The sequence below is a fragment of the Paenibacillus campi genome (assembly GCF_034659835.1).
GTDB lineage: Bacteria > Bacillota > Bacilli > Paenibacillales > Paenibacillaceae > Saccharibacillus > Saccharibacillus campi.
Genome location: NZ_JAXSQZ010000009.1, coordinates 36,437 through 54,672, shown reverse-complemented (window position 1 = coordinate 54,672; position 18,236 = coordinate 36,437). Strand labels below are relative to the sequence as shown.

The window sequence follows — 18,236 nt, the reverse complement described above, 5'->3', positions numbered from 1 at the left end:
AAATGTGCGTGTGCACTACGAGCCAGGCTATACAAACTATATCGGTTGACATGCATGATCCATGAATAGGTTTTTTCCAGTTTATTGTCAAGTCATTAGAATAAAGGCGACAACGCCAAACTAAATCGGAAACGGGAGTGTGGACAATGAAAATTACGGTTATTGGTACAGGATATGTGGGTCTGGTGTCTGGCGTATGTTTTGCAGAAATCGGTAATACCGTCACCTGTGTCGACAAAATTCCGGCGAAAATCGAAACGCTGAACAATGGTGGCGTGCCGATCTATGAGCCGGGTTTACAAGAGATTATGCTGCGTAATGTGGAAGCAGGTCGGCTGTCGTTTACGACCGATTTGAGCGCTTCGGTGCCGGAATCCGACCTGATCATCATCGCTGTCGGTACACCGCCACTTCCGTCCGGTGAAGCTGATCTGCAATACATTGAAGCTGCCGCACGCGAAATTGCAGTTGCACTTAACGGGTACACGGTCATCGCTGTGAAAAGTACCGTACCTGTCGGTACGAATGAGCGTGTGCACAGCATTATCGCCAGCTTCACCGATCAACCATTTGCAACGGCATCGATGCCGGAGTTTCTACGCGAAGGCTCGGCGGTCAAAGATGCGTTTAACCCGGATCGCCTCGTCATCGGTGTAGAATCGCAACAAGCGGCAGATTTGCTGCTGGAACTGCACAAGCCGTTGACCGAAAATCTAGTCGTGACCGACATCCGTAGCGCCGAGATGATCAAATACGCATCCAACGCTTTCCTCGCCACCAAAATTTCGTTTATTAACGAAATTGCTAACATTTGCGACAAAGTGGGCGCCGATGTTGATCAAGTCGCACGTGGGATGGGGATGGATCGCCGGATCGGTTCTTCGTTCCTGAATGCCGGCATCGGTTATGGTGGTTCTTGCTTCCCCAAAGATACACATGCGCTGATCCAAATTGCCGGTAATGTGGAATATGACTTCAAACTGCTCAAATCGGTCGTTGAAGTGAATCAATCGCAGCGCTGGGCGGTCATCGACAAACTGCTCGATTCACTCGGCACGCTGAAAGACAAAAAGATCGCTGTCTGGGGTCTTGCCTTCAAACCGGATACCGACGATGTGCGCGAAGCACCATCGCTTGAGATCGTACCGAAGCTAGTTGAATTTGGCGCACTGCCACAAGTGTTTGACCCGGTAGCTGCCGACAACTTCCGCCGCGAATATCATCATCCAGCGATCACGTACGCAGACAGCGCATTGGAAGCTGCACGCGATTGCGATGCGATCTGCCTGCTGACCGAATGGGATGAATTCGTCCAAATCGATCTGATCGAAGTGGAAGCGATTATGAACAACCCAGTGTTAATCGATGGACGTAATGTATACAATGCAGAGCGTGTAAAAGCAACCCGGTTTGACTACCATTCGATGGGTCGCCCGGCATTGCTGCGGGATAATGTTATAGTAGCCAAATAACCCAAATTTGAACCAATTTTTGTAAAAATGCCTGTCTTCACGTCTGCTGTCACAGCGGGCAGAAGGCAGGCTTTTTCAACATCATTTTCCGCAATCTTAAAGTGCACCTTCATTACGAAATGAAACTTTACATTCATCCCAGTCAACGTACGTTTGCACTCCACCTTTGCCCAAAAGCTGCCGATGGATTATGTTCATACACGCAATTTACACACACACATGATGCTTTTTTAAGTCTTTTAGTTGTTCTGTATTATTATATAGAGAAAAAGCACGATGACAGCAGCTCTAAGCAAGTGATCATCATCCCTAACCGAGCGTTAAAAAGACGGATATGCGCCATAAGTACCAGTTGATTCGCTGCTTTTTGCAAGCGCTAACCGGGACAACTGCATCCCTGGACAAGTGCTTCCAAAGACACAACAAAACCGACTTCATCTGAGCGTTGAAGCCGGCTTCATTGCGTGAGTCGATACTATGCGTAGCTCCGGAAGTTCGGATACTATAATCGGAAAATAAACATTGCGACAGATGAAATTCCAGAAGTGAGGGTATGAATATAATTAATGATGTTCTTCCTCAGAATGAGCACGATCCCGTACAACCCGTTCTAACAGTTGTCGAATCAATTGCAAATCTTCATCCTCAAGCGGCACGCCATCCCAGTGCAGATGCGCATAATTGAGGAACTCCCGGGCGTTGGTATTGTGTGGGGTAGGGTCATACTGTTCTGTTAAACCAAGCAAGTAATCGGAAGTGGTACTGAGTTTGGTGGCAATCGCCTGGATCGTTTCTAGTGTAGGTTGACGATAGCCTGATTCGTAACCGGCATACGTGCTTTTGGCTACTCCGACATAATCCGCGACTTCCTTCATCGACATATTTCGCCGTTTGCGAAGTTGTTTGAGGCGTTGGGCGAACAATACAAAGACCTCCTAAATGAAGCAATAATGTATGCGACCATATCACAAAGAAATAGGAAAAAAGCCGCAGACAGTAAATAAATTATAGCACGACATGACAGCATTTCCTACTTGGCATATGAATCGCAAAACATGGTACAATTTCCTTATATGTCATTTACATTCATATAAGTCTTATTTTTTACATATAAACAATTTTTTTCAAAAAATAAAATTATATATAAAATAGTGTACTGCATGTTCGTGTAAAATGGGCTTATCTATTTTATGTAAAACCTGTTGGAACAACCCTCATGTTCCGGAACAGTCCCATGCTGTTGAACGATAACGCTGTTATTTCCCGAACTACAATGACGCAGTTAGCACATTATACCTATATATCGGTTATTCTAGCGTAAAATTAAATTAAAATTGGGAAAAAACTGTAATAAATTGATGTGAATTAAAATCATCCCGATGATGGTCGGCATTTCCGCTATTCAGGGATAGCTTGCATCAGGTATAGTGGAATGAATTGAGAAGCTGATATCGCCCTGCTTCACTATATGAGGAACAGCAGAACTATTTTATGCCAAAGGAGCCACAATAATATGGAATTGTTACGTAATAAAGTAATATCAGAAGGCATTGTACTGCCGGGCAATGTGCTCAAAGTCGATTCGTTTTTGAATCACCAGATGGACCCGGTATTAATGCAAGCCATTGGACGCGAGTTCCAGCAGCGTTTTGCCGCTGTAGGCGTGACGCGTGTACTGACCATCGAGTCATCCGGCATCGCTCCAGGTATTATGACTGCGCTGGAGATCGGTGTGCCGCTTATTTTTGCGCGTAAACAAAAGTCGCTTACATTGACCGAGGATATTTTTGTGGAAACCGCTTATTCGTATACAAAACAGCAGAGCAACGATATTACCGTCTCCAAAAAGTTTATTCATCCGAGCGATCGTGTGCTAATTATCGATGACTTTCTGGCGAATGGTGAAGCAGCATTTGCGCTCGCCCGCATCGTACAGCAGGCGGGCGCTGAAGTGGCAGGGATTGGCATTGTAATCGAGAAATCGTTCCAACCTGGAGCGGCGCTGCTGACAGGCGAAGGTTACCGTTTGGAATCGCTCGTCCGCATCGCCGGGCTGGCGGACGGTGCCGTGCAATTTGCCGATTAAGGGGCAAACTAGTAGCTTGACCAAGTTCAATGCTAATTTGGATTGTGTACTGAAATGCTGATCCATGCGATCTTAAAACAGCTTCAACACTCCAATTCATCTTGGTCAAGGTACTAGGCGGTGTCTTCAAACGATGCTACGTATCATTTTATTGTTCACCAAGGTCAGAAATAAAACTAGGCACAGCTTAGTCTGACGCAAACTACCTGTATCGAGCGATCTGTAAAGCAGTTTGAAGACACGCCGTAGTTTGCCTTAAGTACATATACAGTTTGTCGATCTAACTATCGCTTGATGCTGAATGGATCAAAGTACGTTCAAACACGATTTTTACTTGAGACAGCCTAATAGAACATACCAAAACATGCGGCAGCCTGCTCTAGATGATAGGGACAGACTTGCCGCGCGTTTTCGTATTTTTTAGTACTTTAGTATTGTGGCTAATTTTGTATCGCAGTGCCGGTTATCGATCAGCCCATTGCAAGTATTGCTCCCAAGCGTCAGTTTATTACTAGCATCGTTGCCCGCTATTATCGATACGCATAGTTGGAGTGATTTGCTGAAACTGCAATAGAGCCAGCGAGCGTTCCCAATATTATCGATACGCATTGCCTTGCCAGACCGGCATCGGTACAACTTTGGTGCCAGCTGTTGCCGTATGCATATAGCGCATCATTAAATCTTCAGCAATGCGGGAAGCGGCGTCCGGCATTTGCAGACGTTCCATCTGCTGCTGCATCATCGTCAGCCGCTGCGGATGATCAAGCATCTCGCTCAGCGCGGTGGCGAGCAGTGCTGGCGATTGGCACACTTCCGCAATGCCTTGCTGTTGTAGATAGAGCGCATTTGCCAGCTCCTGACCAGGTACAGGGCGCAGCAGGAATACAGGCAGCTCGCAGCGGATACATTCCGACATCGTAATGCCGCCCGGCTTCGTTACCGCGCAATCGCTTAGCAGCATCCATTCGCTCATGCGGCGTGTAAATCCGTACACATGCACATTAGGCAGCGCACCGTACCGTTTGTCCAGATCACGTTGCAATGTTTCGTTTTTGCCGCAAATGATCACGAGCTGGGCATCGGCGCGATGGGCGACCACTTCAGCGATATCGCGTACATTTTTCAGTACGCCATAGGCACCGGCGAGCAGCAATACCGTCTGTTTGTCGACATCAAGCCCTGCTTGCCGCCGCAATTGCGTACGTCTTTGCATACGGGACGACGGATCGGCAGGAATCTGTTCAAAGCTGCTATGCAGCGGAATGCCGGTCACACTAATCCGTGTCGGAGCGATACCGCGCGCAATCGCTTCACTGCGCATATGCTGGGACGGCACATAATAGTGGTCAATATGCGGATGCAGCCAACGTCCGTGCAGATCATAATCGGTCAAAATATTAATTAGCGGTATGTTCAGCCCCCAGCGTGTTTTCAAATGCGGTAACGCTAGCTGTGGAAATGTGTGCACGATTAGCTGTGGTTGCTCCTGTTCCAACACTTCGCGCAGACGGCGAATGCCAAACGAGTGCAGCCAATTGGAAAAAGGAGAACCCGCCTTCATATCACGAGTCATATTGTACACCCAGCCATACAGATGTGGGATCGTTTTGAAACTTTGCATATACACAAAACGAGTAAGCTCATTGATGAGCGGATGCGCCTCCGCCATAAGATCGAGCAAAATGACGCGCTTAACACCTTGCGCTAACAGACTTTCCTGCAGCGAGCGCGCCGCCTGAAGATGGCCATCGCCATAGCTTGCATACAAGATCAACACACAAGAGTTTAGTTGCATACGAATGTCCTCTCCTGGTCAAATGAATTGGCTTCGGTGCCGTGTCTGGGGAAGCCGGATTTAGATAATGGACGTGCAGCGTTTTATACTGCCGAATGGGCATACGGATCGTTCGTATGCAGTTGCAGGCAAGGCTGCGGGTTAGTATAGCTTTATTATAATCGGTTTACGGCATTTGTGACTGCTTTTGGGAGCGATGTTGTAGTGATTTACATAGGTATACATCTCTTTAAACAAAATGCAAACATTTATTCAAAGCGCCCACCGTTTTTTGCGAGCGTATAGGTAGACATAGATTCGCCCGTTCCCGTCCATTTGAACATAAAATGGGAGCGGGTATTACAGGCGGAAGTAAAACAAAACGCTCGTATTGTTGGATCATATGGCATCGTATTCGTAGCTTATTTGTAGTCTGCACACATATTATTGCTAAACGTCCAGTTAAGTATTTTATATTACGGGCTACGACATGACTTGTCTACTCGGTGTCAGCTTTACCGATGGAAGCTTACTTTTCAGACGTAGCATTTCGTTTATTACCCGTTTAATGCTCTTGAAAACGGTGCCTGGTGTTTCGCGATAAATCTTACACTGCCAAATTGCTCGTTTTACAAACTAGGTGTGCTTTTAAGGCACAGAATATGATATGATAAGTGGAGATGGTGCTTAGATAAGTGCTGATAACACAGCAACATTTTTGACCGGTCAGCACGCCAGAGAGGCGCTCTCAAGCTAGACATTGCAGCAATATGAAGGGCAATATCGGCCTTGTATAACCAGATAGGAGCATATGCCGGACTGATTCATAGGTATGAGCCAAGGGTAATTTTTGGGATAAATGCCTGATGGAACATGCCAAGCAGATCACACTACAGACAGATTACTTCATACTATACGACACAGCTACGGATCGTTTCGGCGTCTCACAAACAAGGCACGTTTTGGGGAGGGAATTCCATGGCAACTAAAGGTCACAATGAAGTCAAGGAAAGTCTACGGGAGATGACAAGAATCTTCCGGCCTAAAGATCCAAAAAAATTCGTAAAAGAATATGTGCGCAAGTATCACATTACAGGCGGCTATGAAGAAGAACTCACGCTTCTCGTACAGGATGAGTTAAGCAAAATCAATTCGTCCGTTTCCTAACCAAATGAAGATCGCACATGCATCGGTTATGCTGGCTGGTGCTTACCGTACCTATGAATGATGATGTTTATAATCGCTTTCAATATGTAATATTTAAAATATGATACGTATGAAGATATGTCCTTTGGCGACTCCGCCAGAGGACTTTTTTTCTGCTTTGTTAGCGGTCGCTGTTTGTCTTAATTATGCGATAGAGGGCGATTTGCGGCGGATAAGCGGACAAATGAGCAATGAAGCAGCCAAACAAAAATGCTCGATTTGTAAAAATAAGGTTGCGACAGTGTGCATACTGTGTATATACTGTGTATAAAGATATATACACTATACACACATAATAAATAAAGCATTAACTAGACGTTTTCTTCAAACCGTCAACCTTGTCGTTTCCTTATTTTATTAGTTGAAATTTCAGTCGTTGAAATGGTTATGTTTCAAGTGAACTGCGTTGCCTGTATGCATAGTCTAATGAAAACAAACCGTATAAAGTTGCCTGTAAAGTAGTTTGAAGACATGCCATAGATTAATAAAACGGCAATCGATAACAGAAAGGGTGTCCTTATGATGGATTTCAAGCAAGGCTGGTTGATTACGAAACGAGAGCTAAGTGTCAATCGCGTCATGTTTATCTGGTGCACGGTGATGATGATTTATATGGGCGTGCTGGTCGGATTTTTGTATTATCTCAAAGATGATCAGTTTCTGAACTATGGGCTACTTGATCTGCTAATGCTGGTGACGGCACCGCTGCTTAGCATTGACTATTCGCGCCGTTCGTTCCGTTTAATGAAGGACGATACGTATCGTCAGCAAATGATTTATTTTCGCAGCTTGCCAGTGCCGTTTGCAGCAGTGCTAGGCAGTCGGTTTCAGATGATGGGCATTATGCTGCTGTATAACAGCATGTTGTTTTTTGGCTTGATTTATATGTTTGGCGCGCATACGATTCCGGGCATGACGGCAGGCGCATACATTAGCTTTGCGATTACATGGATCGGTTTAGGGCTTGTGATTAGTGCGATTTATGTATATCTGGAATTGACATCAAGTGCGAAATGGTATCTATTTTGGAGCATCATTAGTGTGATGTTGATGATCGGGGTTGCGATTGCTGGCATGATCTTCAAATGGCATCTTAGCGAGCTGGTGATGACGTTAGCACTGACCGAGCAGCTCGTTTCGCCATTGATGTGGAGTGCGCTCGCACTAGCTATTGTAACGCTATGGCTCGTTTTTCGCTCCATTGATCGCAAGGCAAAGGTGCGTGATCTGGTGTGAACGAGCAGCGGATAGGCAAGGCGTGCAGGAGATGGAGGCTAAATAGATGAGAATACCGGTACACATTAATGAGCATAGCGCAGAGCCTCTCTATCGGCAGGTGGAAGATCAACTGCGTATGCTAATTTTGAGCGGACAGCTGGAAGAAGGAAAGCTGTTACCATCGATTCGCGAATTTGCTGCTGAGCTGAAATGCAGTGTGATTACGATCCGGCGGGTGTATCAGGATTTGGAAAATGAAGGCTTGCTGCGTACCCGCCAAGGAACCGGCACCTTTGTAACCAAAGTGGAGGAAGCACAGCGCGTACGTCTAGGCGAACAGCAACTTCGTCAAATGATCGAAGAAGTGATCACACGGGGCTATAATTTCGGATGGACTCGTCAGCAGCTAAACGAGCTGATGGAACAATTGCTGGATCAACGGGAACCGCTGTAACGAATCAACCATAAGGAGATGAGCGAGCATGAATGGTAACCATACAGTTTCAACAACGTCCACGGCGATGCTGCCGGAGCTTGAAGCGGCGATCGTGCTGGAGCAAGTGTGCAAGCAACGGCGTCAGCATACGGTAGGTCCGATCAACTGGAGCATACCACGCGGCTATGTGACTGCACTTGTCGGTGAAAACGGTACAGGCAAAAGCACATTAATTCATATGCTGCTGCGTACGCTGTACCCGGATAGCGGGCAAATTAGCTGGATGGGCGAAACGTTCACCGGTGAGCTGCCAGTTGAACTGCGGCAGCAAATCGCCTACGTATCCGAGCTGCCGCTGAACGAGGAAAATCGTCTGACCGCACGCAAAGCAGCAGCATTTCGCGCGCATTGGTACCCGGATTGGGATATGCAGCGATTTGAACAGCTGCTGGACAAACTTAAAGTGCCTGGTGATGTACGTTTAGTCAAACTGTCCAAAGGGCAGCGTCAAAAGTTCGTATTTGCCGCGGCATTGGCAGCATCGCCCAAGCTGTTGCTGCTGGATGAACCGTCGTCTGGGCTTGATCCGTTTGCCTGGAAAGAGATGTTGGCAGCACTGCACGAACAAATGGAAAAAGGTGAGCTGACGATTCTAATTACGACACACCGGATGGAAGAAGTTAAACGGCTCGCTGATTATGTTGCGCTCATGTACGAAGGGCAAATATGTGGGATGAAGGAAAAGGATGAACTGTACCAGCAATGGAAGGAAGTATGGCTGGGCCCGGTACAGGATGGACAACTGCTAGACGGCTGGCAGAAGCTGCCAGGCATACTGAATTGGGAAGCGCAGCCGGATGGAACGGTACGTATTTATACGTCGATCACTGCCGAGCTGCAAGCGATCGCAGCAGCAAACGATATTCCGATCCAAGTGCGCGGCTTGGAATGGGAAGAATTGTTGAGCTGCTGGGTAAACGATTATGTAATCCATCATCTTCAGGAGGGGAACGCATGAATCCGTTACAGTTAAATGGAATCGTCAAGCAATATGCAGGGCATACCGCAGTGGATGGATTAACGTTGGAAGTGGAAGCGGGGGAAATTTACGGGCTGCTCGGTGCTAATGGTGCGGGCAAAACAACGACGATGCGCATCGTGCTCGGGTTAATTTATCCTGACGAAGGTAGTATTTTGTACAATGGTAAGCCGTATCATAGCGGTTTGCAGCCGTTGATGGGGTATTTGCCAGAGGAGCGCGGACTGTACCCCAAGGTGAAAATTAACGATCAACTGCTCTATTTGGCAAGTTTGCGCGGGATGAAAACAGCCGCTGCCAAGCAAAGTTTACGCTACTGGCTGGAGCGCTTTGATGCGACGGAGTACGAAAACAAACGGATCGAAGAATTGTCCAAAGGCAATCAGCAAAAGATGGGCTTTATCGCTGCCGTCATCCATCGTCCGCAAATTCTCGTGCTCGATGAAGCGTTTAGCGGACTTGATCCGGTTAATGTGGAGATGCTCAAAGAGGTTGTATTGGAGCTAAGCCGCGAAGGAACGGCGATTCTGTTCTCTACACATCGGATGGAACATGTAGAGGAACTATGCCGCCATTTGACGATGCTACGTCGCTCCAAGCCTGTACTGCAAGGCGACATACGCGAGATCAAACAATCGTATCCGCGTGAGCATGTATTGCTGCGCACAGCACAGACGCTACCGGATTTGGAGCTGCTGGAAGGTGTCGAAGCGGTTGAGCATTTGGATAACGGCAATTATCGGATACGCATTACGCATGAAGCAGCGGCACAGCGAATTTTGCATACTGCGCTCGCACAGGGAGCGGTCGATCGGTTTGAAATACAGGAGCCGACATTAAATGAAATCTTCATTAAGGTGGTGGGTTCATCTCATGAATAAACTCGGAGCTGTAATCGCATTTACGTATCGCAATAAAGTGAGAACAAAATCTTTTCGCTGGACGACATTAATGCTGGCACTGTTGATCATAATCGGGATGAACATCCCATATATTATTCAACTGTTTGCTGGCGGTACGGAAGACGATACATTAAAGCTTGGCATTGCCACAGGTGCATACAATGAGCTGGCACAGCAGATTAGCGCGATGTCTGTGCAAACGCAGCAGCAACAAGCACAAGCGGCAAATGCAGCGGCAACTTCAGCACTGCCCGGCAATTCCGCACAAACATCACAGATCGACTGGCAGACCGAGCCGCGCAGTGAAGCGGAGCTGAATCGTTTGATTGACAATAAGCAACTGGACGGCTATTTGCTGCTTAAGCGCGCGCGCAATGATACATTTCCGACGGTTACGCTCGTAAGCGATAACAGCGCTGCGAGCGTACAATCATTGCTGCAAAGCGCCGCTCAAACCGTCAAATTGCGCAGCGTTGCCGCTGGACAGCTAAGCCAGCAACAGTTGCAAGAGCTAAGCAGCCCGGTCACGATCGTACGGCAGTCGCTCGATCCAGCCGGTAGCAGTAATCAAGGCAACGGTGAGCAAGCGTATTCGCGCGAAAATTTTATCCTCGTCTATATGCTGATGGTTCTATTTTTTATCTCATTGACGATGACCGGCAATATGGTCGCTTCTGAGATTACAGCCGAAAAAAGCTCGCGTGTCATGGAAATTTTGATCACCAGCGTGGCGCCGTTAACGCAGATGTTTGGCAAAATTATCGGTATTTTCCTCGTTGGCTTAACGCAAATTGCGCTGTATGCGACCGTGTTTAGCGCCCATCTGTTTCTGCCTTACTATCAGTCTGTATTGAGTCAATTAGGTTTGCATCTGTCGAATTTGTCATGGCATGTCGCTGTATTCGGATTAGTATACTACATTCTCGGCTATTTCCTATACTCCACACTGTATGCAGCGGTAGGCTCGATCGTCAGCCGTACCGAAGACCTCGGACAAGCGGTATCGCTGCTGACTGTGCTGACATTGGCTGCATTTTATATCGGCATCTTCAGCATTTCCAGCCCTAATTCGTTGTTGATCCGCATCGCTACTTATGTGCCGTTTTTCGCACCGACGACCGCGCTTGTCCGTATCGGACTCGGTACGATCGCATGGTGGGAAATCGCCATTTCGGTCATCATTTTGCTCGTTACGATTTTCCTCTGCGGTTGGTTATCAACGAAAATTTACCGTACTGGCGTATTGATGTACGGCAAACGACCGACGTGGAAGGAACTGCGCCGGGCGATGAAGGCGTATAAGATTTAAGGAGGGGAACGGTCAAGTTTGCTATGCAGTTGTGCGTATCCTTCCATTTCATAGCCATCCATCAATACGTAGCCATAATTAGGTTTGATCATAACGAACAGGAGGGCGATAAACAAAGCGTTGAAATTTATACTGATCGCCATAGCAACGATCGCGCTGTTGCTGGTGTTGTTCGTAGCTACCGTTTATGTCGTTAACGTCGTAGCGAACTATGCCGAACAACAGCAAATCCAGCCTTACGGTCAAGCAGTAATGGTCGCTGGCAAAAAGATGAACGTTTTCATACAAAGTACTAGTGAAGGGAAGATCGTCCTCCTGCCGGGCTTTGCAACCGTGTCACCTGTACTTGATTTCAAGCCATTAATCGAACAATGATCTCCGTATTATCGTGTGGTGGTAGTGGAACCTTTTGGCTTATGGACTTAGCGATGTAACAGACAGGCTGCGTACGGTGGACAATATTACCAATGAAATTCATAGCGCACTACAACAGCTAACGATCGATCACTATGTACTTATCGGTCATTCGTTACCGGTATTTACGGACTGGACTATGTGAACAACTATGCGCAGGAAGTTATAGCTTTTGCAGGGATCGAACAGCATGAACGACAGCTCGAACATTCGGTACACGGGAAAATCGTACCGCTGGCAGGCACGCATTATTTGCATTATACGCAGTCTATAGTAATTGCGGATAAATTACGAAGTTTTTTGGGCAGTATACGATAGTTGCTATCTAAAATAAGCTGGAAGCCGAACGTGACTTTTGGATAAGACATGTATGCCAAATGATAAGGTGTGTAATGACATTTGTTTGGTATATATTCTGTTCGAGGGAATGTGCGGCTTTTTGTCTGTTCGAAAATAACAATAGCTGTGCAACAGTCAACTTTAACAGCGGCGGTACGGTAGTTTATCCAAAGTCATTCCTTCTTGTCATTTCTTATTAAAATGCGGTGGGGTGCGACTGTTTGCGCTTGTATATAGTTGTAATGTACAAAAGTTTAATATTGATTTTTATTCATTCTGATAGTAGCTTAATAATTAACGTAAATAATGAATATAATATCGATTAAGATGTGTACGCAAATATGGCGTGTTGGGGCAGCGACCACTATGGTACGTAATAAGGGGAAGAACTCCCGTCTCGTACGGAATCTACGGACAAGTCATTACAAAAAGCTTTGATCCACCGTTATAAATATAATAAAAGGAAAAATCACTATGAATTTTATACGCAACAAAATCAATACATTCATCACACTGTTCCAAAAAATAGAGGCTACATGCTTGTCCCTAATTTGGTTTGCTGATTCCGGATTAAGAAAAACCGATCTACTCCGACTGCCTGCTGATATTGGAAAAAATAAAATCATGAGTAAATTATTGCTTGAACTATTAAAATGGGCATTAATACTAATCCCCATCGCTTTGATTGATAAGCCGTTTATATGGTTTGTTATTATTGCGCCAGTCGTATTAATTATTATGTCTCGTTTGATGTGGAAACAACTCGGACGATTTTGTCAACAAAAGCGTGTGGTGTCCACGCATCAGCGTTTGCTTTACAATAATGATCTGTATGACCGGAAGCAAAGGATCATAGTGAACCGAACATTTTTAAAACTGACGTTCAATTTGGTGATCATCGGTTTATATGTAACGGTTTTAATTATCGTTTTATGTCAACCGTTATCGATTGTAAAAGCAAAAAGCCTGCTTATCGATTCCATCGGAGCTTATTTGTTTTTTTATATAGGTACCCGATTTTTTATGTATTTTTGTATTAAAGTGAATCATGTATCGGTGTTGATGCTGTTGTTGTTATTCACTAATCCGATCATTCCATTGTTAGTTGCTTTGTTTGTGATTGATTTTGTGAAAATACAAGCAGGCGATGTACCGCTGTTCAATAACAGTTTGGACAGAGTTGTGTATGTTTTTTTTGACATTGGTTTGCAATATGAATTGCCGGTTATTAGTATATTCGCCTCATCGTTATTGCAAATTATTTATGCGTATAATCAGCCGTTATATAAGCTCGAACGTAGTCGGCTTGCACTTGAATTGGTAATAGGCATATTTGCACTTATATCGATTAGCAGCATTATTTATTTTAAAGATATAGCAGAATATGTGTTTACTTATATGAAAAGTAATCTTAGTTTTGGAAAAAGCTTTTTTGAGTATGCGAATGAAGTCAATCAGCCGCAATTAAATGAATTAGAAGGATTCACCACATTTTTTGAACAGACATTTAAGCTAAGTTTAGCACCTTTCTCCATTTGCTCTGCGATTGCGATGCTCGTATTTAAGTATAGAGAAGTGATTGCCAAAACGGCTGCCAGTTCGTATTATCAGCAATTAGCTATGAATATCGAACAATTCACATTGGAGCAGAAGTTGAGTATATTAAGAAAAGCGATGTATTATGGCGGAGCCAATACCAAAAACGATATATCAACGCATCCGCAATTACGCGTCATCACTTTGCATCACCTGATGGATCATTCCAAACACCAAGGCAGATACCGTATCAAATTAATGAGTTTAAAAAAAAGATGGGATCGCAGCCAAAAAGTATCCAAGTCGTTATAAAACAGTTGCGATACTGTACACTGTAGTTCACTCATTTATTGTGATATCCCGATCTTATTGCGATATACCGATCTTATGATGGTAGCAAACCGTATGTTATCGTTGTCAGTGTCGGTGCTGGCAAGCTGCAAATGTGATCACCAAACCGCCTGTTCTCACTTCAGAGAAGGCGGTTTTGGCATGAAGTTCTATCGCTAGCTAGTAGCTTGACCGCGTTAAATAGGATGTTTAATATCGCATAGCAGCGATGTTCTCATGCTATGATTCCAGTGTATCTTTCATAAGATGGAGTGAATCAGGCACTGAATTTAAGCTGTCTCAAATGAAAATCAGGTTTGCATGTACTTAAACGCGTTTGTGATCAAGTCATGATGAGATCGATATACTATGAATGTATCTGAGACAAACTACTAGAGCGTATACGCAAACTCGTAGGCTGCGAGCAGCACTTCACTGCGGGAAGGAAATAAGGGGGAAGGACGGACTTCAGTGTTTGCGTTCTTCAAACACGAGGTGCAATGAAAAAAGGTTTTTGCGTAGCAAAATACCTTACCTCTAGTGTTTGCGTTCTTCAAACACGAGGTGCAATGAAAAAAGGTTTTTGCGTAGCAAAATACCTTACCTCTAGTGTTTGGAGCTTTCAAACACGGGAATCTATATTTATTTCCAAGGTAGTTATTCGATCATTGGACAGATACAATGGAGTAAGCGATACCGTTCACCTTATAATGAAACTGACATGTAACTACTTTGACGATAATTCGTAGGGGTGTTGAAGTGAATTCGAGTTTGTTTGCTAACGATAGCAACCAGAAATCAAATCTAGTAGCCCATAGCTTGTGTCCATTTCATTCAATATAGGTGTTTTTTCATCGCTTGCCTGTAAATCGGTTTATGCTACGCTATAACTTTATTATGCACTCTATAGGGAGAATGATTGTGTATCAGACTACAGCCAAAACGTTAAAGCGGCAAACGTATGAGCGCATTGCTGCACAGGATGACGTTTCCAAGCTTGAATTAATGAAAGATATCGATATTACGAGCAGCAGTTTGAATCGGGTACTTGATGAATTGCTGCATGAAGGCTGGATTGTGGAATCCGGCTTAGGGCAGTCGACAGGCGGACGCAAGCCGGTATTGTATCGGATAAATGCGCATAACCGTTATATTTTTGGTTTGGACATTTCGCGGGTATATTCGGTGCTTGGATTATACGACTTGCGGATGAACACGTTGTTCTCCTATCGCTGGTCGATGGACGAAAGTATGACACCGGAGAAACTGGTCGAAGAAGTGGGGCAGCAAATTGAGCAGGTGCTGGCGGAACGGCATATGAGTCGCCGCCGTATTATGGGCATCGGCGTCGGCGCAGTCGGCCCGCTTGATCATGAAACCGGTATGATTCACCGTCCGCTCTATTTTAATGCACAAGGCTGGCAACAGGTGCCGATCTGCCGTTTGCTACATGAACGCACCGAATTGCCAGCCTTGCTTGATAACGGTACTAATACGGCGCTGTTAGGCGAATATTGGGCGATGCGTGAAGACAATGTACGTCATGTATTGTATGTGAACGCCGGGATGGGCATTCGTTCCGCTTATTTGTCAGATGAACGGCTCATGCGTGGCGCGGTAGACAAAGAAGGCGCAGTCGGGCAAATGATCGTGGAAGCAGGCGGCGCACGTCTGCATGAGCAAGGTAATTATGGCGCGCTGGAAGCGTATGCCTCGATTCAAGCGCTGGAACAGCAAGCGCGTCAGCATAGCCGTATAGGACTAGGGCAGGATCGATCCCACGTTCAGGCGGCAGAACCGATTGGTCCGATCGATATGCTCGATTGGCAGCGACTGACAACTCGTTTGCAGCAAGGCGAAGCGGGTTTACAAGAACTGTTCCATCGTTCGGCAAGCTATATGGGCATCGGGCTTGCCAATTTGGTCAACACATTACAACCGGAACGCGTCATTCTCGGCGGCGCTCTTATTGGGGCAGCCCCCGATTATTATGATACCGCTGTCCATGTGGCTCGCCAGCAAATTTATGGCGAGCCAGCGACATATCCGCAATTTTCACGCGGCTATTTGCAAGAGCATGCCGTATCCGTTGGCGCGGCGGTGATGGTGTTGGAACGGATGGATATGTAATTACGATGTTGGCAACATTAATGAGGATGTTGGCAAAATGAAAGCTCGGAAAACAAATAACAGCCGCTCCGGTTATAGCCACTAAATGGCGACCGGAGCGGCTGTTTGGTGTTAGCCTATCGTTTCGTTTGAGCTAAAGAAGCCGGTAGCTTAACCGTGATTCATCGGCATATAGCAGTGGTACATTAGTTGAATTTAGCGGCATACTTGTTGATCGCTTGTTCATAAGCAGAGGCGAATGTTGCAGCTGATTTGAATTTAGTGCCCGCTTGGCTCAGCAGACTAACATTCAGCTTAGTGCTGGCTGCATATTTTTGCAGCAGTGTGACACCTTCCAGTTGCAGTACATTCGCTTTAACAAACTGGGCATGAATTTGTGCTAGTTCGGCATTGTTTGGCTTGATCTTTTTTAAACCAGCGACAAGTTTGGTGCAGTTTGGAACTACGGTATTCGTTAAGATCGCATACACTTGTTTGCGATTTTTGGCAGTGATATCAGGTAATGTTTGCAATGCGGCAGACGCTTTGTCACTATACGTATTAAGCGGTTTGATCTGTGCTGCATAATCGACGAACACTTGCATTTCAGCGAGCAATGCTGGGTCCAGATCATCTTCTTCTCCAGTTGCAGTGGAGCCGGTAGCTGTATTCGGCTGTGCGGTTTTATTTGTGTTATTACTTGTGGCAGATGCAGTCTTCGTTGTAGTAGACGCTGCTTGTGCAAATGGTGCAGCAGCAGGGGAAGCGAGTCCAAGCATAACGGTTAATGCGATGAGCAGAGCGAGTTTCTTTTTCATTGTTTAATAACTCCTTTAATGTATAAGGGGATAGGTAAGTAGGTAAAGTAAAACGTGTTATATAGATAGTATACGAAGTTCGTTATAGTTGCTAGCTAAAATTATAACAGCGGAACACCAGGGCAATTATACTGCTGCTGCCGAAGCATTCCGCTGCTTTATAATAGTTTGGATCGGTGTAACAATTACACCTATAATTTGTAAAATGAACGGGATACAAATGATCGAATCCGGATGGATATGCCAACTGCTAGGCTGGAACGTACACTTTATGATACGTATGAATTGTAATTGCCACCGCCCAAAAGCTTACATATACGCCCTCAAACGATTAAATGAAATCGTCGAGCGAACTCTGCTCGGTATCATCGCCAGCAGGCTCATCCTCAGCACCTTCTTCACCGGTGTACAATGCGTCAAAGCGCACCGAATATTCGTCGATATCGCTATAATATTGGTCAAGCAGCGCACTGCCTTTGTCCATCTTGGCTTGCACTTGCTTGAGCAACTGGTCATTTCTTTTCGCGGAAGAAACATACTTTTTGTACAGCATAAAGCCTTCTAAATTAGCGGAAGCGCTTTTTACATACTGGGTATGAATTTTGGCGACTTCGGCATTTTCCGGCTTAATCTGCTTCAGTTTGGATAAAAATTTAGTATAGTTCGGGATGACGGTATACGTCATTAGCTGGTATTCCTGCTTCCGATTGATAGCGCTCACATGATCGTTTGTATGGTAAGCTGCCCATGCTGTATCCTCGTACTGTAACACATCAGCCAACTGCCACAAATACTCGTCGAATTGATCGGCTTCTTTTAATAAGGCGGGGTCGATCTGATCCGATCCGTTATCGTCGCTATACGTGTCATCCTCCACATCACCATCTGTATTCGTATCATCATTCAAATTCATCGTGTACGTTCCGTTCGGCGTGTCATCGCTTGCAGCGGCAAAAGTCGGAACGGCAGAAAGGGAACTAGCTCCGGCAAATACAGCAGTCATCGTGAGTGTAAGCCATAATTTTTTCATGGTAAACCCCCTCTAATCTGTATTTTGGTCAATTTTTTTCAATGTAACACGGCATAGTCGCAAAAGAAAGCACAAAAAAATTATAAATTACAATAAATGGAATATTAGAATGGTAATTTCTTAAATTGGTTGAATAGTCGCATATTTATACCGATCTAATCGTTATTGCAGTCCTATACGTTTAATTGTAAATCAGAACAGTGGCAGCTTTACCGCAC

Annotated in this window: 16 protein-coding genes; 12 read left to right on the top strand and 4 right to left on the bottom strand. The window is 45.3% G+C overall.

Going from position 1 to position 18,236, the window contains the following annotated elements:
- Nucleotides 1–146: 146 nt before the first annotated feature.
- The gene (locus U1I11_RS18320; RefSeq protein WP_322907580.1) at nt 147–1,472 is read left to right on the top strand and encodes a UDP-glucose dehydrogenase family protein; all 1,326 of its coding nucleotides are present in this window, start codon (nt 147–149) and stop codon (nt 1,470–1,472) included.
- 563 nt (nt 1,473–2,035) lie between these two features.
- Here the strand turns inward: U1I11_RS18320 and U1I11_RS18315 are convergent.
- Entirely contained in the window at nt 2,036–2,395 is a 360-nt protein-coding gene (locus tag U1I11_RS18315) for a helix-turn-helix domain-containing protein (protein ID WP_322907579.1), read from the bottom strand.
- A 590-nt stretch (nt 2,396–2,985) separates the two neighbouring features.
- Between U1I11_RS18315 and U1I11_RS18310 the strand changes: the two genes are divergently transcribed.
- Nucleotides 2,986–3,558 (top strand): xanthine phosphoribosyltransferase, encoded by a 573-nt coding sequence (locus U1I11_RS18310; RefSeq protein ID WP_322907578.1) that lies wholly within the window; start codon nt 2,986–2,988, stop codon nt 3,556–3,558.
- Between the two features lie 595 nt (nt 3,559–4,153).
- Here the strand turns inward: U1I11_RS18310 and U1I11_RS18305 are convergent.
- Entirely contained in the window at nt 4,154–5,353 is a 1,200-nt protein-coding gene (locus U1I11_RS18305) for an MGDG synthase family glycosyltransferase (RefSeq protein ID WP_322907577.1), read from the bottom strand.
- Nucleotides 5,354–6,310: 957 nt separating this feature from the next.
- On the opposite strand from U1I11_RS18305, the gene U1I11_RS18300 reads away from it, so the two are divergent.
- The 10 genes from U1I11_RS18300 (at nt 6,311) to U1I11_RS18255 (ending at nt 16,191) form a co-directional block, all read left to right on the top strand.
- Nucleotides 6,311–6,499: a hypothetical protein gene (locus tag U1I11_RS18300; protein WP_322907576.1), complete on the top strand. Its 189-nt coding sequence runs from the start codon at nt 6,311–6,313 to the stop codon at nt 6,497–6,499.
- 558 nt (nt 6,500–7,057) lie between these two features.
- Complete coding sequence (locus U1I11_RS18295) at nt 7,058–7,774, top strand: hypothetical protein (RefSeq protein ID WP_322907575.1); 717 nt, start codon at nt 7,058–7,060, stop codon at nt 7,772–7,774.
- A 46-nt stretch (nt 7,775–7,820) separates the two neighbouring features.
- A complete protein-coding gene (locus U1I11_RS18290) occupies nt 7,821–8,210 on the top strand; it encodes a GntR family transcriptional regulator (protein ID WP_322907574.1) in 390 nt (129 codons plus the stop codon).
- A gap of 28 nt (nt 8,211–8,238) precedes the next feature.
- Nucleotides 8,239–9,210 carry an ABC transporter ATP-binding protein gene (locus U1I11_RS18285; protein WP_322907573.1) on the top strand — a complete coding sequence of 324 codons (972 nt, stop codon included), beginning with the start codon at nt 8,239–8,241 and terminating at the stop codon, nt 9,208–9,210.
- A complete protein-coding gene (locus U1I11_RS18280; protein WP_322907572.1) occupies nt 9,207–10,112 on the top strand; it encodes an ABC transporter ATP-binding protein in 906 nt (301 codons plus the stop codon). Before U1I11_RS18285 ends, U1I11_RS18280 begins: the two co-directional genes overlap by 4 nt.
- Nucleotides 10,105–11,442, top strand: a complete 1,338-nt coding sequence (locus U1I11_RS18275) for an ABC transporter permease (RefSeq protein ID WP_322907571.1) — start codon at nt 10,105–10,107, stop codon at nt 11,440–11,442. Before U1I11_RS18280 ends, U1I11_RS18275 begins: the two co-directional genes overlap by 8 nt.
- A gap of 120 nt (nt 11,443–11,562) precedes the next feature.
- Nucleotides 11,563–11,817 carry a hypothetical protein gene (locus tag U1I11_RS18270; RefSeq protein WP_322907570.1) on the top strand — a complete coding sequence of 85 codons (255 nt, stop codon included), beginning with the start codon at nt 11,563–11,565 and terminating at the stop codon, nt 11,815–11,817.
- A gap of 34 nt (nt 11,818–11,851) precedes the next feature.
- Entirely contained in the window at nt 11,852–12,001 is a 150-nt protein-coding gene (locus U1I11_RS18265; RefSeq protein ID WP_322907569.1) for an alpha/beta fold hydrolase, read from the top strand.
- Between the two features lie 668 nt (nt 12,002–12,669).
- A complete protein-coding gene (locus U1I11_RS18260; RefSeq protein ID WP_322907568.1) occupies nt 12,670–14,043 on the top strand; it encodes a hypothetical protein in 1,374 nt (457 codons plus the stop codon).
- Nucleotides 14,044–14,976: 933 nt separating this feature from the next.
- Complete coding sequence (locus tag U1I11_RS18255) at nt 14,977–16,191, top strand: ROK family protein (protein WP_322907567.1); 1,215 nt, start codon at nt 14,977–14,979, stop codon at nt 16,189–16,191.
- A 185-nt stretch (nt 16,192–16,376) separates the two neighbouring features.
- On the opposite strand, the gene U1I11_RS18250 is transcribed toward U1I11_RS18255, so the two are convergent.
- Together U1I11_RS18250 and U1I11_RS18245 are read right to left on the bottom strand one after the other, a co-directional pair.
- Nucleotides 16,377–16,988 (bottom strand): hypothetical protein, encoded by a 612-nt coding sequence (locus U1I11_RS18250; protein WP_322907566.1) that lies wholly within the window; start codon nt 16,986–16,988, stop codon nt 16,377–16,379.
- A 331-nt stretch (nt 16,989–17,319) separates the two neighbouring features.
- Nucleotides 17,320–18,018: a hypothetical protein gene (locus U1I11_RS18245; protein ID WP_322907565.1), complete on the bottom strand. Its 699-nt coding sequence runs from the start codon at nt 18,016–18,018 to the stop codon at nt 17,320–17,322.
- Nucleotides 18,019–18,236 lie beyond the last annotated feature (218 nt).

What these genes read in the sequence shown, in the direction of transcription:
- U1I11_RS18300 (WP_322907576.1), top strand. Translation starts at nt 6,311, where the DNA reads ATGGCAACTAAAGGTCACAATGAAGTCAAGGAAAGTCTACGGGAGATG.
- U1I11_RS18250 (WP_322907566.1), bottom strand. Translation starts at nt 16,988, where the DNA reads ATGAAAAAGAAACTCGCTCTGCTCATCGCATTAACCGTTATGCTTGGA.
- U1I11_RS18295 (WP_322907575.1), top strand. Translation starts at nt 7,058, where the DNA reads ATGATGGATTTCAAGCAAGGCTGGTTGATTACGAAACGAGAGCTAAGT.
- U1I11_RS18260 (WP_322907568.1), top strand. Translation starts at nt 12,670, where the DNA reads ATGAATTTTATACGCAACAAAATCAATACATTCATCACACTGTTCCAA.
- U1I11_RS18310 (WP_322907578.1), top strand. Translation starts at nt 2,986, where the DNA reads ATGGAATTGTTACGTAATAAAGTAATATCAGAAGGCATTGTACTGCCG.
- U1I11_RS18275 (WP_322907571.1), top strand. Translation starts at nt 10,105, where the DNA reads ATGAATAAACTCGGAGCTGTAATCGCATTTACGTATCGCAATAAAGTG.
- U1I11_RS18290 (WP_322907574.1), top strand. Translation starts at nt 7,821, where the DNA reads ATGAGAATACCGGTACACATTAATGAGCATAGCGCAGAGCCTCTCTAT.
- U1I11_RS18320 (WP_322907580.1), top strand. Translation starts at nt 147, where the DNA reads ATGAAAATTACGGTTATTGGTACAGGATATGTGGGTCTGGTGTCTGGC.
- U1I11_RS18305 (WP_322907577.1), bottom strand. Translation starts at nt 5,353, where the DNA reads ATGCAACTAAACTCTTGTGTGTTGATCTTGTATGCAAGCTATGGCGAT.
- U1I11_RS18280 (WP_322907572.1), top strand. Translation starts at nt 9,207, where the DNA reads ATGAATCCGTTACAGTTAAATGGAATCGTCAAGCAATATGCAGGGCAT.
- U1I11_RS18245 (WP_322907565.1), bottom strand. Translation starts at nt 18,018, where the DNA reads ATGAAAAAATTATGGCTTACACTCACGATGACTGCTGTATTTGCCGGA.
- U1I11_RS18285 (WP_322907573.1), top strand. Translation starts at nt 8,239, where the DNA reads ATGAATGGTAACCATACAGTTTCAACAACGTCCACGGCGATGCTGCCG.
- U1I11_RS18255 (WP_322907567.1), top strand. Translation starts at nt 14,977, where the DNA reads ATGATTGTGTATCAGACTACAGCCAAAACGTTAAAGCGGCAAACGTAT.